Source organism: Microcoleus sp. S28C3 (assembly GCF_036700785.1).
GTDB lineage: Bacteria > Cyanobacteriota > Cyanobacteriia > Cyanobacteriales > Microcoleaceae > Microcoleus > Microcoleus asticus.
Genome location: NZ_JAUBPO010000045.1, coordinates 25482 through 39163, shown reverse-complemented (window position 1 = coordinate 39163; position 13682 = coordinate 25482). Strand labels below are relative to the sequence as shown.

The window sequence follows — 13682 nt, the reverse complement described above, 5'->3', positions numbered from 1 at the left end:
TCGCTATTTTCCAATTTTGACTCTACCATTTGGGCTTTCTATGTTGCCTTCGATCGCCCTTCTCTCCCTTTTCTTCCCCCGCATCAGATTAAAAATCCAGATTTGCAAACCGTCCATATAAGTAAAAACCACCGGAATCACCACCAGAGTCAGCAGCGTAGAAGTCATCAAACCGCCAATTACCGCCATTGCCATCGGGCTGCGAGTTTGCGAACCAGCGCCAATTCCCAGAGCAATTGGCACCATCCCAGCGATCATCGCGATCGTCGTCATCAAAATCGGCCGCAACCGCGCCACCCCCGAATCCAGCGTCGCCTCGTACATCGGCTTGCCTTCCTGCTGATTCATAATCGCGTAATCCACCAGCAAAATCGAATTTTTCGTCACAATTCCCATCAGCAAAACCACGCCAATCAAAGCGTACAGCCCGAGAGACTTTTGTCCCACCAGCAGTCCCAGCAGCGCGCCACCCAGAGACAAAGGCAAGGCGGCCATAATTGTCACCGGATGCAGGAAATTGGCAAACAGCAGCACCAACACAGCATAAATAAACAGTACCGCCGTTCCCAGAGCCCCCGCAAAACCGCTGAACACATCCTGCATCACCTTCGCATCTCCCGAAGATTCCTGTTCCACGCCGGGGGGCAAAGGATTCATTGCAGGCAGTTTCTTCACCGCCACCGAAGCTTCTCCCAAAGTCGTACCCTGCAACAAATTCCCCTCTACAGATACTTGACGGGCTCTGTCGTAGCGATCGATCTGAGAAGGCCCGCTGCCCAAACCAATATCCGCCACGGCCCTCAACGGCACCAAAGTATTATTTTTCGCCGGTACTTGCAGATTCTTAATTGTTTCGATATCGCTGCGAAACTGTGGCGCCAACATTACATGAATCGGAATTTGTCTGTCCGGCAAATCAAATTTAGCAAGATTCGAGTCAATATCTCCAATCGTTGCCAGAGATGCAGTTCGAGCAATTTGCTGCACCGATACACCCTGATCCGCCGCCCGATTCGGATCGGGTTTCACCAAAATTTCTGGCTTTACCAAACTCGCGCTAGACTGTACCTCAATCAGTCCCGGAACTTGCCTCATTTGTAGCGTGAGAGCTTCAGCAGTTTTAGTTAAAGCTTCGGCATTTTCGCTTTTTAGGACGATCGACATTTGCTTCCTACCGCCCACACGCCCTTGAGCAAAACTCAGCCGCACACCGGGAACATCGCGAAGTTTCGGCCGCATTTCCTCTTCAAATCGCTGTTGTCCGATCCGCTTATCGGCGGGTTTCAATTTCACGTAAAGACTGGCTGTATTCACCCCGCTAGCGCCCCCGCCGCCGCCTCCGGCACCCCCGGAAACTGTCGGAGCACCTTCAGTCTCCAAAACGCTATCTACGGCTGGATGAGCGAGCAATAATTGAGTTGCTTGCTGCACTGCTGAATCTGTCTGCTGTAAAGTCGAGCCCGGAGGCAATTCAATAGAGACAGTCGAAAGTCCGGTATCATCGCGATCGATAAACCCAGTCGGAATGTAAGGTATTAATTGAACGCTGCCGAAAAACAAAGCTACACTTAAAATTAAGACGATCGCCCGATGCTTCAGCGCCCAAGTCAAAAGCCTGCGGTACTGATAAGAAAGTTGGTCTTTTTTGAGTTCCTGATGGTGTCCTTTCTCCTTAAACAAATAAGCCGCCATCATCGGAGTAACGGTTCGGGCTACTAACAGCGAAAATAACACCGACGCCGAAACCGTCACCCCAAAAGGCCGAAAAAACTGACCGGGAATTCCCGGCATAAAAGCCACCGGCGCAAATACCGCAACAATCGTCATCGTAGTAGCAACAACAGCCAAACCAATTTCAGCCGAAGCATCCAAAGAAGCTTGATAGGGAGTTTTCCCCATCCCGACGTGACGTTCGATATTCTCAATTTCGACGATCGCATCATCTACTAATATTCCCACCACCAGCGACAGCGCCAACAAAGTCATACTGTTGAGGGTGTAGCCCAAAAGCCGGAGCACAGCAAAAGTAGGAATTGCCGACAGCGGTAAGGCAACAGAAGCAATTAAAGTTGCGCGCCAATCCCGCAAAAAGATTAAAATAGTTATTACCGCTAAAGCCGCCCCCAAAATTAAAGCATCTACAGAAGCTTCATAAGAATCTCGAATGTGGTCGGCTAAAGTATAAATAAGTTCCAGCTTGACATCAGGCGGCAAAGTTTTTTCCAGTCTTTTAACAGTTTCCCGCACCGCTTCTTCTACTGTTACCAGAGTGCTGCCGGTACTGCGGAGGATGGAAAAAGCCACTACAGGTTTGTTATTGAGCCGTGCCGCCTGACGCGCTTCTGCATAGCCTTCACCAACTTCTCCCAAAGTGGAAAGCGGCACAAAACCACCTTTAGGCAAGGTAATTTGATAAGTTTTCAACTGTTCGATTGTTTTGGCACTGCCGAGGGTGCGGACTGTTTGCTCGGAATTGCCAATTTCAGTTCTGCCGCCCGGTAAATTGATGTTAAAATTGCGAATTTGGTCGTTAACTTGAGTAGCTGTAATGCCGAGACTTTGCAGTTGTTCGGGGTTTAAATCGACTCGAATATCCCTGTCTCTGCCTCCGATTCGCTGCACTTGAGCGACACCTTTGACGGAGAGGAGGACGCGGCTGATGTTTTGGTCGATTAATTCGCTTAACTGTTCTACGGTTTGGCGATCGGAAACAACCGCGTAAGACATAATTGAACTGCCGGCAAATTCGACTCGCTTGACAACGGGGTCGTTAATGTCTTGGGGCAAGCTTTGGCGGATTTGGGCGATCGCGTTGCGGACATCGTTAGTAGCGCGATCGCTATTTGTTCCCAATAAAAAGTTAACTGTTGTATTAGAAGAACCATCATTCACTGTAGAGATAATGTGGTCGATATTACCCAAACCAGCAACAGCATCTTCTACTTTTTTCGTGACTTGAGATTCAAGTTCTGCTGGATCTGCCCCCGGTTGGCTGACGGATATCGAAACTGAAGGCACATCAATATTCGGTGAATCATCAATGCCTAAAAGCGGAAATGATAGTAAACCCCCGATTGTCAGAACTAAGAATAAAACAATCGTGGGCACTGGCTGTTTTATCGACCAAGCCGAAATGTTGAAAGACATAATGGGGAATGGGGAATGGGGCATTGGGCATTGGGCATTGGTAATACAGTTCCTGCTTTCTCTCTTCTTTATTCTCTTCTTTATTCTCTTCCTTTGCGTCCTTCGCGTCTTCGCCGTTCGTTTAAAAAAAGTAATACTGTAGGGTGCTAAGTCCGCACCTTACACTTACTGAATACTGACTAATGACTACTGACTACTGACTACTGACTACTGACTACTAACTAATCACTAATAACTATTTAACAACCTTAACCCGATCGCCATCTTTCAGATAACCAGCCCCAGCAATAACTACCCGATCGCCCGCCTTCAAACCCTTTTTAACCTCCACCTTAGCAGCAGTCAAATCGCCTACAGCACCCCCGGAAATTTCCCCAACTTCCACTGGTTGAGCCTGTACCTTGTCCTCGCCGACAAGTTTGTAAACAATAGAACTGCCGTCAGATTGCGGCAAAATAGCTTTAGCGGGGACTTTCAAACCTTGAGCCGTTGCCGTCGAAAGGGATGCGCGCAAAAACATTCCCGATCGCAAAAACGCGCTTGCCGGCAAATCAATCTTCACCGTAGCTTGCCGATTTTGCGGGTCAACTAGCGGCGAAATATCTCGCACAGTTCCTGACAACTTAATCCGCTTGTCAGAGTCAGAAGTAATCTGCACCGCTGTTCCCGGCCGCACTTGCGCAACCTGAGTTTCCGGCACTTTCAATTGTAGTTCCAGCTTGTTTCCCCGAATAATTGAAAAGAGTTTTTGACTCCCCGAAGAAACATCCCCAACTCGACCAATTCTTTCAGCCACAGTGCCGCTATCCGGTGCTCGCACTATAGTTTGTTCTAGTTGAGTTTGTAACTGTTGGACTCGCGCATCATTGCTGCGGACAGTTGCTGCGTTATTTCCGACATTTGCTCTCGCACTGCTGACACTCGCTCCGGCCGTATTCACTTTAGCGCGAGCGCTGCTGAGGGCCGCTCTAGCCGTACTGATATTAGCTTCAGCAGTAGCTACTTTAGCAATAGCCGATCGCACTTCTTCCGCTGCTTTATTCTGTTCTTCCAAAGCTGTATTCAAGTCAGCTTTAGTTTTGTTCAAGTCTTGAACGGCCGTGTCTCGCTCCGTCTTGCGCTTTTCTAAATCTTGCTGACTAATTACTCCCTGAGTAGCCAAATTTTGGCTGCGGTTTACTTCTCTTTGAGCTTGAGCTAATTTAGCCTGGGCGGAAGCAATTCCCGCTCTAGCTTGAGTGACACCGGCTTTAGCTTGCTCCACACCGGCCCTGGCCTGGCCGACGCCTGTTTGGGCTTGCGCTGCGTCAGCGATGGCTTTTTCAACGCCAGCTTGAGCTTGAGCGACGCCGGCTTGGGCTTCTTGTTGGGCTGACTGAGCTTGCTGCACCTGAGCTTCGGCTTGTTCTACCGTAGAATTAGCCGATTGTACTCCAGCAAGCGCTTCGGCAATTTGCGATCGCAGCACCGAATCGTCCAAAACCGCCATCGTCTGACCTTTTTCTACCGCATCTCCCTCCGCCACCAACACCTGCTTGATTTGCAAACCGTTAGCCTGCGGCAGCACCGGCAGCAAGTCGTAGGCGACCACGGTGCCCGTCGCTTCCAGAGTTTCACCCACCTCGGCAGATTCCACAGGCGCCACTGTCACAGTCTGAGCCGTAGCCTGCTGATTTGCCGGTGGAATTGGAGCTGCGGGACGCGCGCTCTGCTTGCCCCCACCAGTCAACTGTACTGCTAGCAGCGTTGCAGCCACGCCAATGCCTGCGCCCGCCAACATGGTAGGCCACCTGAGTCCTTTGCTGGGCGAGGCTTCTGGCTCTTCAGGCTCCAAAACTTCAGATTCTTCCGCCTCCATTTCTGGAGATTCTAGGGCAACTTCTCGTTCATCTTCCTCAGGAGAAAATTGCCAGCGAGAGCGGTCTGAGAGTCCACTTTCAGGTATGTCCACTGCTGAGTTGTTGTCGCGTCCGCTCTGCACGGGGGGAATGGGTTTCTTTTCTTCCGCTTCTGAAAAAACTTGATTGGTCACGGTAATTCCTCTCGCCGCTATTAGCCTGTGGTTTTTTTATTGTAAAGAAAGATTGCGGTTTTTATATCTGATTCATTTTAACGAAGGGCCTGAGCAGTTGCGCGTCCTCCTTTTGGGTGAGTGTAGCGCCATTTCACCTTACAATGTCGAATTGAGCCTTTGTACGATCGACATTTAATTCGATCGGGCTCCCGGGCATACTGAATTTTAGGGTGATTTTGCAGCGTGGGGTCGATCGGACTCGCATTGTCTGTCCCGAAGCGGTTTTGCCATCACCTAACCGATCGATGCTGAGAGAATTCAGTCTAATCTTGAACTGATTATTGCTAATCTATACTCTAATGTGTTTATTGTAGAATACGGCACATCGGCTAAAAAAGTTGTGCCAGTTTATTTAAATAAAATCAAAATGAAGAGTCTCTTTTCTCCCCTCCAACAGTTTCTAATTACTTGGCTGCTAGTGCTAGTGACGGGATGGTTTACCCTGACTGCTGTCAGTTATGTTGGGGAAATCGTCAGCATTTTAGTAACAGCGGGACTCATTGCATTTTTATTAAATTATGCAGTAAAAAGACTGCAAGTATTTTTGCCTCGGGGAGTAGCGGCGGGGCTGGTTTATTTAACTGCGGGTGTGATAGTAGTAGTAATCGGTTTAACTATTGTGCCGCCGGTGTTCAGCCAAGCTAGGCAGTTGGGGGTGAGGTTCCCGGAATTGCTGGAGTCGGGGCGGCTGCAGCTAGGTGAATTTCAAGCCTGGAGTGCCGAGCGCAATTTACCGTTTGACGTGCAAATATTGGAGCAGCAACTGTCAGCTAGAGTCCAGGGACAAGTACAGGCGATCGCCGGTACGGGTTTAGGCTTAGTTGTAGGTACTTTTAACTGGTTTTTGGACTTAATTTTTATTGTGGTGATTTCCTTTTATATGCTCCTAGACGGGAAAAGAGTGTGGCAGGGTTTGACCAGCATTTTTTCCCCAGACATTCGCTATGTTTTAACAGAGACTTTGGAGCGAAACCTCCAGCGATTTGTGTCGGGACAGTTATTGCTGGGACTATTTATGGCCCTCTCGCTAACTCTGGCTTTTTGGTGGCTGCAAGTTCCGTTTTTTCTCTTGTTTGCCGTCTTTATAGGATTGACGGAAATAATTCCGTTCATCGGAGCAACGCTGGGGATTGGCACTGTTAGTATAATTGTAGCGTTTATTGATTGGTGGCTGGCGCTGCAAGTCTTGGTAGTGGCGATCGGTCTCCAGCAAATCAAGGATAATTTAGTAGCGCCCCGAATCATGGGCAATCTCACCGGATTGAGCCCGGTAATTATTTTCACAGCTTTACTATTAGGAGGTAGAGTGGGAGGGTTGTTAGGAGTTATCCTGGCAATTCCGCTAACAGGGGTAGTAAAAAGTATAGTAGAAATTGTACTCAATCCCAAATTGCCACCGCAAACAGGCTCGTTTTTCTACAATCCTTTTAGCGGCGAGGAATTGGGTAAAATATCCGAAGATGAAAGTAGAATCATTTTGGTTTCAGATGAACAAAAATAGTCTAATTTTTGTAGTAAGTATTTCAGTCATGAAAACTTGTCTAAGCCAGAAATTAACTTTTGGCTGCTGAGTCCATTAAGAAAAGGCTAAAGTCTTTACTAAGAACTTTAAGCACTTTAGTCTTTATTACTAACCCACTTAAAATCTCAAACCTAAAAACTTATGAATTGGTGGCAAAATCTTAGAAAAAATCCTCTAGCTCGGTTGGGAGCAGTGCTGCTGTTAATTTTTTATACAGTCGCACTTTTTGCCGAATTTGTGGCACCTTACGACCCCTACGACTCTCAATTAAACGGTTCATTGCTGCCGCCGACCCAGATTTATTTAAGCACCAAAGACGGGCGATTTATCGGGCCCCACGTTTATCCGACTACTCAGGGCCCGGTGGATGCGAATACGGGCGATCGCGAGGTAATTGTAGACTGGCAAAAACCCTCTGCTTTAGGTTTATTTGTCAAAGGTTCTCCCTATAAGTTTTTAGGAGTTTTGCCATTAGACAGGCACTTGTTTGGTACTACAGGAGAAGGCCAAATTAACATTTTAGGAACGGACGAACAAGCTCGCGATCAATTCAGTCGCTTAGTACAGGGCAGCAGAATTAGCCTCTGCATCGGTTTAGTAGGAATAGCAATTTCATTTCCCTTGGGATTGTTAATCGGAGGAATCTCGGGTTATTTCGGCAGTTGGATTGACAGTATTTTAATGCGCTTCGCCGAAGTATTGATGACGATTCCCGGTCTTTATTTATTAGTAGCGCTAGCAGCAGTGCTGCCTCCGGGATTGACAAGCGCTGAGCGATTTATATTGATTGTGCTGATTACTTCATTTATTAGTTGGGCGAGTTTAGCGCGGGTAATTCGCGGTCAGGTACTGTCAATTAAACAGCTAGAATTCGTGCAAGCGGCGCGGGCAATGGGCGCTAATCCAATTTATATTATTGTCCGCCACGTGTTGCCACAAACGGCAACTTACGTAATTATTTCTGCCACTTTGTCGGTTCCTGGTTTTATTGTGGCGGAGTCGGTTTTGAGTTTAATTGGGTTGGGAATTCAACAGCCAGATCCTTCTTGGGGAAATTTGCTATCCCTGTCTACTAATGCTTCCATTTTAGTATTGCAGCCTTGGTTGGTTTGGCCTCCGGCAATACTGATTATTTTGACTGTTTTGGCGTTTAATTTATTGGGGGATGGGTTGCGCGATGCTCTCGATCCGAGAAGCATTCAAAGGTAATTTCTCGTTCCCAGGCACAGCTTGGGCAGCAGTGACGCACCCTACTTTTAATTGTTAACAGGTAAGCGGATAGTAAAAGTAGAACCAACACCCTCCTGACTTGTTACTGAAATATTTCCGCCCATCATTAGGCAAAAACGCTGGCTGATTGCTAGTCCCAAACCGGTGCCGCCGTACTTGCGCGTGGTGGAAGCGTCTGCTTGGGTAAAGGGTTGGAAAATGTGCTGCAACTGATCCGGATTCATCCCAATTCCTGTATCTGTACAATTAAAAACTAAAAATTCTTTACTAGGAATTGAAGATTCTGAATTCGCCACAGATTCAGAAGTGTTTTCTTGTCTGGCTTCGCTGCTGTCGCCCGCGATTTTTTCTCGGCTGGCGGTGAGGGTAATTGTACCGTTTTGAGTGAATTTGGCGGCATTGCTCAGCAAATTTAATAAAATCTGCTGCACTTTGGTAATGTCACCGTGCATAGTGCCGATATTCGTAATTCGATCCAAGTTTAGAGTGTTGCCGTTTTTCTCAATTAGCGGCGCGGCGGTAGATGCGACTTCTTCAATCAAGGCGGCGATGTCGAAGGTTTCTAAGTAAAGATCCATGCGGCCGGCTTCGATTTTAGAAATGTCGAGAATGTCGTTAATTAGTGACAGCAAGTGTCTGCCGGAAGTGCGGATTTTGTCTAAATCTGGGGTGAGTTCATTGTAGCCCAATTCTTCGGTTTCTTCTTGGAGCATTTCGCTGTAGCCGATGATGGCATTCAGAGGTGTTCGCAGTTCGTGGCTCATGTTTGCCAAAAATGCGCTTTTTGCGGTGGAAGCGGCTTCGGCTGCTTCTGCTGCGAGTTGCAAGGCGGATTCAAAGACTTTTCGATCGCTAATATCCTCAACGCTGCCTTCATAGTAGAGTACCTCGCCGTCGGCGTCGCACACTGCACGCGCGCTTTCGGAAATCCAAATTACGCTGCCGTCAACGCGGTAAACTTCTGACTCAAACCCCGAAATTTCTCCGAATTCTTCCATCACCTGCATAAACTTGTCGCGCCGCTGAGGATCGACGTAAGCTTGCTGTCTGATGTTTGTGAGGTTTGATATCAATTCTTCGGGAGTGGCGTAGCCGTAGATGCGGGCTAAAGCTGGATTTACACTCAAGAAGTGGCCTTCGGGGGTTCTTTGAAAAATGCCTTCGACGGCATTTTCAAAGATGCTGCGGTATTTTTGTTCTGCTTGACGCAGAGCGATTTGTGTGCGCTCGCGCTCGCTAGCTTCTATGGCTAGGGACACTAAATCTGCCAGAGAAGCTGCAAAATTTTGTTCTTCTAATGTCCAGTTGCGATGAGTTCCCACTTGTTCGATAGAGATAACTCCGACTGTTTGTCCGCCAAGTCGAATCGGCGCACCTAGGATTGATTTGATGCCGGTGAGTCCAAAGTAAGATGCCACAAATTCTCTGGTTCTAATATCTGAGAAAGCATCGTCGGCTGCGATCGTCCGGTGTTCTTCCAAAGCTTTAAAATAAGCTGGATAGTCTGCTGCTGCGAGTTCTGCCCCTGCTTCATGCTGTTCGCTGCTGCGGTGAAATTGGTCGAGACATTGCAATTTCGATCGAGTCTCATCATACAGCCACGCGCCGACTTTTTCTGTCTGTAGGGTATGAGCTGCTGCTTCGGTGATTTGCCTCAAAGCTACTTGCAAATCGCCTCGATACAGCGCTTTATTTCTTGCCAATTCTACCAAAACCGTATTTTGTGTGAGCAATTGTTTTTGCCTTTGGCGCCGCCCGGATTCCGCTCGCTTCTCTTCGGTAATGTCGCGGGCTACAAAAATGACGGATTCTTCTGAAAGCGGCGAAATGCTGGCGGCAAAACAAACTTTGCGGTCGTCAATGGTTAAATCGTACTCGATGCTGACAGTTTGCTTAGTATCTAAAGCTGCTCGGATGTGGTTGAGAAAATTGTCGGCTGTAGCTTGCGGAAACACCTCTCCGACTTTTTTGCCAACTAATTCTTCGGCTGGTTTGTAGAGTAGGGAAAGATTTGTGGGTGCGATTTTTAAATAGCGACCGCTGGCGTCCAAAACTAGAATTAATTCGTTCATGGCTGCAAACAAAGCCCGCAATTCTGCTTCGGCGGCTTCGAGTTCTGCCGTCCGCTCTGCTACTCGCTGTTCTAAACTAGAGTTGGTTTGTTCTAGGGCAACAAAAGACGATCGCAATTGTCGGGCCATTTCATTAAAAGACTGAGCTAGGAGGCCGAGTTCTTTGACGCCTTGGACTTCGACTTCGCCGTTTAATTCTGCGGAGGTGAAGTCGGATGACTCAGACATTTTTCTTAAAGCTTTGGAAGCTTCCAGCAATCGGGTAATCGGTTTGACAACCCAGCGAGTGGTAAAAATTCCGAGTCCGATCGCCAGTACGAAGGCAAAAAAGCACAATAAGATAGTTGTGCGAGTGTTGGCGTTAATTTGCCCCATGAAGTCTGCTTCTGGGATAGCGACTACAATCAGCCAATCAAGACCGCGGCCGTCTTGCAGGGGAGCAACTGTAATGAATTGACGTTTGCCGTCAATATCGAAGGTAAACTGTCCTTGGCTGTCAATTTGTTCAAAATTGCCAAATCGTTTTTGCAAGTATGTGGAGGCCGATCGAATTAGCAAATTTTTGCTCTGTGTCGCTAACAGCCGTTTTTGTCCGTCTTGGCCAGTGACAAAGGGCAGTTCGTCTGTGGAACTGGCGACTATTTCTCCGCTGCGTTCGATCGCAAAAACTTGTCCCGACGGGCTAATTTTGATGCTTTTGAGAAAATCGCTGATTTGAGAAAGAGTTAGGTCAATTGCCAGTACCCCCTGCAGGCTACCCGTTTCGCTGTAGATGGGCCTCACCGGCGTAATCCCCAGAACTGGCGGGGCTGCGAAAACGTAGATAGGAGACCAAGAGGCTTTTCCTAACTGTTTGGCAGCTTTGTACCACGGTCTAGTACGGGGGTCATAAGCGACGGTTTTGATTAGCTCAGTGCGATTTCCTTGGCTGTCTAGGCGATAAATTTGGCGGTTTGGAGCGGTTGATTCGTCTCTGATGTATACTAAGCTTTCTGCTTCTCGCTTGAGCAAGAGGAATTTGCCCTGTTCGTCGCCGTAGTAGATGGTTGTAGTTCGATCGCTCAGCTTGGTCTGGTTCCACAAATAGCGCTCTAAATTGGGGAAGTCTTCCGGGTCTAAGTTTCCAGAGGCGATCGCAGCAGCATTCATTTGCAGGAATAAATGAGACACATCCCCAAAACTGCGGAAATTTTCTTTAGTCCTCGCTGCAACTTCCAAACTTAACCTAGTAGCAAGGTCATTGACGGCTTTCTGGCCGTTGCGAAACGACAGCCATCCAGTCACGCCGACTGCTACGGAGATTTGCACCACCAGCGGTATCAACAAAACTAGGCTCAGTGACATCTTGGGCGAGCTTTTCATCAGACAACTGCTCAGATTTTTCAATAACATCAATATTCTGACACCTACCGAGTTTGCGTATCGTTTGTCGTTTAAAAGATGCCCTTGATATAAGTTACAAAGTTGTACAGCAAGAGTGAAGTGCGGTGACCGGCCGCTCAAAAATTGGCTGAGGTTTTCGCCGCTACTGTAAAAACTTGTAATATTAATGATGCCACTACTTGCCTGAATGTGCCGATCGCTCTGCGGACTCGCGGTCAAAACGTCACACCCAGTAAAAGAAGCAACTTTAGGCCCGTGCTCCACACCCTGGTTGTCTTCAGTCCTTCCCAATTATTTAATTCTTTAATCTAAAATTTTTCATTTACAATGGGATCGCTTTCTCCGGGTGCGGAGGGTCTCCTTTACGGCTGCTTAATAAAAATTAGATTTAAAATTTTTCTACTGTGGCAGGACAAATGTAAATTATTTGACAATCGGGTATTAAATAATTTGCTATTAATAAGATAAGCGGCCAACATTCCGATCGACTGACTACAAAGAGGATAATTGAAGCATCTGCATTTCATCAAGGGCAGCAAAGTAAAGCGTTTTTGGCTTTTTTGGACGATCGATCTTTTGGCAAAATAATACTTCTGGAGGATGACATGAACTATACATTTGAAATCCTGGGCGTATCTCCAACTTTAACATTTTTTAACCAGCAGCAGGAATTGCTGCAACAACAGCAGCCGTCGGGTGTAGAATACTTGGCAAACCGGAAGTGTACTCTCGATGCGTTTGTGGCATCCGTGGAGACAGTTTCTCCCGATCGCGGCTGGGATGTCGATCGAGTTGTAGACACCGTGATTAGTTTCTGGATGAACAACTCGGATAGCATCCAGTATTGGAAGCACAGGCTGCAGGATGCAGGCAGCGAAAACTTGTTAGTAGCGAGAGTAGGCGATATCAAGTCTTTGCAAGCTGCATTTGAATCGCTGCTGGGCGAATAGGAAAATCGGGAATTGCGAAAAAGTCGATCGGCTTTTTCGCAAAAATCAACTTAACTGTCTATTCGCAATTCTCAATTCCCCTGATTCGCGGCACGGAAGTCGCAGATATAAAATATCTGTTTCTTCCAGCTTCTACCTTCCATCTGCCTGATGCCTTCCACATCTGGCTAATGATTAATGATTTCGCAATTGGCAATTCCCAAATATTATGTCTCGTTCCAAAGCCCTGCAATCTTATATTTTTCTCCGCTTGCTTCTCGCACCGCTAATGTTGTGGACAATCACCACAGCAGTATTTTTGTTGCTGCGAGCCACTCCGGGCGACCCCATAGATGCCATTCTCGGTTCGCGAGCTCCAGCAGCCACCAAAGCAGCAATGCGAACCCAACTCGGCCTCGATGCACCCCTGTGGGAGCAATATTTTAAGTACATGAAAGACTTATTAAGTCTGGACTTGGGAACCTCCATCACCACTCGCGGACAAACCGTGTGGCAAATTATCGGAGACTATTTCCCCGCTACAGTGGAATTAGCAGTTTGTAGCATGGCCATAGCTTTAATTGTCGGCATCAGTATCGGTTCCCTGGCAGCATCCCGCCCCAACACTATTTTCGATGCTGTCGGCCGTTTGTTTGGCATTATCACTTACTCGCTGCCCGCTTTTTGGGCCGGCATGGTTTTGCAATTGATTTTCGCGGTGCAGTTGGGCTGGTTTCCCTTGGGAACTCGCTTTCCCGTGACATTTCCAGCCCCCCAAGGCTACACAGGACTGTACACGATTGACAGTCTCCTGAGCGCTAACCCCGGTCAGTTTCTCACATCTTTGCATTATTTGGCACTTCCGAGTTTGACGTTGGGGATTCTTTTGAGCGGCATTTTCGAGCGCATTGTCAGAGTGAATCTCAAGCAAACTTTGCAAGCAGATTATGTCGAAGCAGCTAGAGCTAGAGGCATTCCCGAATTGCAAATTTTATGGGCTCACGCTCTGAAAAATGCGCTAATTCCGGTGATTACTGTCTTAGGATTGACTTTTGCTGCACTGTTGGGCGGTGCTATTTTAACAGAGGTTACTTTTTCTTGGCCGGGGCTGGCAAATCGCCTTTACGAAGCGATTAGCTTGCGGGATTATCCAACTGTTCAAGGTATTGTGGTGTTTTTTGCAGCAATTGTTGTAATTGCCAGCATTGTAATTGATATTTTGAATGCTTACGTTGACCCGCGAATTAGGTATTAAAGGAAGTTAGTTGTTATTATATGATGTCCGGTCAATTACAAGTAATTGACCGGACATCATACAGCATATC

The 13682-nt window shown here is 47.4% G+C and carries 7 protein-coding genes; 4 read left to right on the top strand and 3 right to left on the bottom strand.

Going from position 1 to position 13682, the window contains the following annotated elements:
• Positions 1–3 precede the first annotated feature (3 nt).
• The gene (locus QUA13_RS15190; RefSeq protein ID WP_333199735.1) at positions 4–3147 is read right to left on the bottom strand and encodes an efflux RND transporter permease subunit; all 3144 of its coding nucleotides are present in this window, start codon (positions 3145–3147) and stop codon (positions 4–6) included.
• Positions 3148–3382: 235 nt separating this feature from the next.
• On the bottom strand, positions 3383–5179 hold the full coding sequence (locus tag QUA13_RS15185; RefSeq protein ID WP_333199732.1) for an efflux RND transporter periplasmic adaptor subunit: 1797 nt from the start codon (positions 5177–5179) through the stop codon (positions 3383–3385).
• A gap of 409 nt (positions 5180–5588) precedes the next feature.
• Between QUA13_RS15185 and QUA13_RS15180 the strand changes: the two genes are divergently transcribed.
• Positions 5589–6722, top strand: coding sequence for an AI-2E family transporter (locus tag QUA13_RS15180; RefSeq protein WP_333199730.1), 1134 nt, complete (start codon positions 5589–5591; stop codon positions 6720–6722).
• 162 nt (positions 6723–6884) lie between these two features.
• Positions 6885–7952, top strand: a complete 1068-nt coding sequence (locus tag QUA13_RS15175; protein WP_333199728.1) for an ABC transporter permease — start codon at positions 6885–6887, stop codon at positions 7950–7952.
• A 47-nt stretch (positions 7953–7999) separates the two neighbouring features.
• Here QUA13_RS15175 and QUA13_RS15170 read toward each other — a convergent pair whose 3' ends face one another.
• A complete protein-coding gene (locus tag QUA13_RS15170; RefSeq protein ID WP_445242717.1) occupies positions 8000–11719 on the bottom strand; it encodes a PAS domain S-box protein in 3720 nt (1239 codons plus the stop codon).
• Positions 11720–12033: 314 nt separating this feature from the next.
• On the opposite strand from QUA13_RS15170, the gene QUA13_RS15165 reads away from it, so the two are divergent.
• The gene (locus tag QUA13_RS15165) at positions 12034–12378 is read left to right on the top strand and encodes a hypothetical protein (RefSeq protein WP_172186840.1); all 345 of its coding nucleotides are present in this window, start codon (positions 12034–12036) and stop codon (positions 12376–12378) included.
• Between the two features lie 208 nt (positions 12379–12586).
• Positions 12587–13612, top strand: a complete 1026-nt coding sequence (locus QUA13_RS15160; RefSeq protein ID WP_333199726.1) for an ABC transporter permease — start codon at positions 12587–12589, stop codon at positions 13610–13612.
• Positions 13613–13682 lie beyond the last annotated feature (70 nt).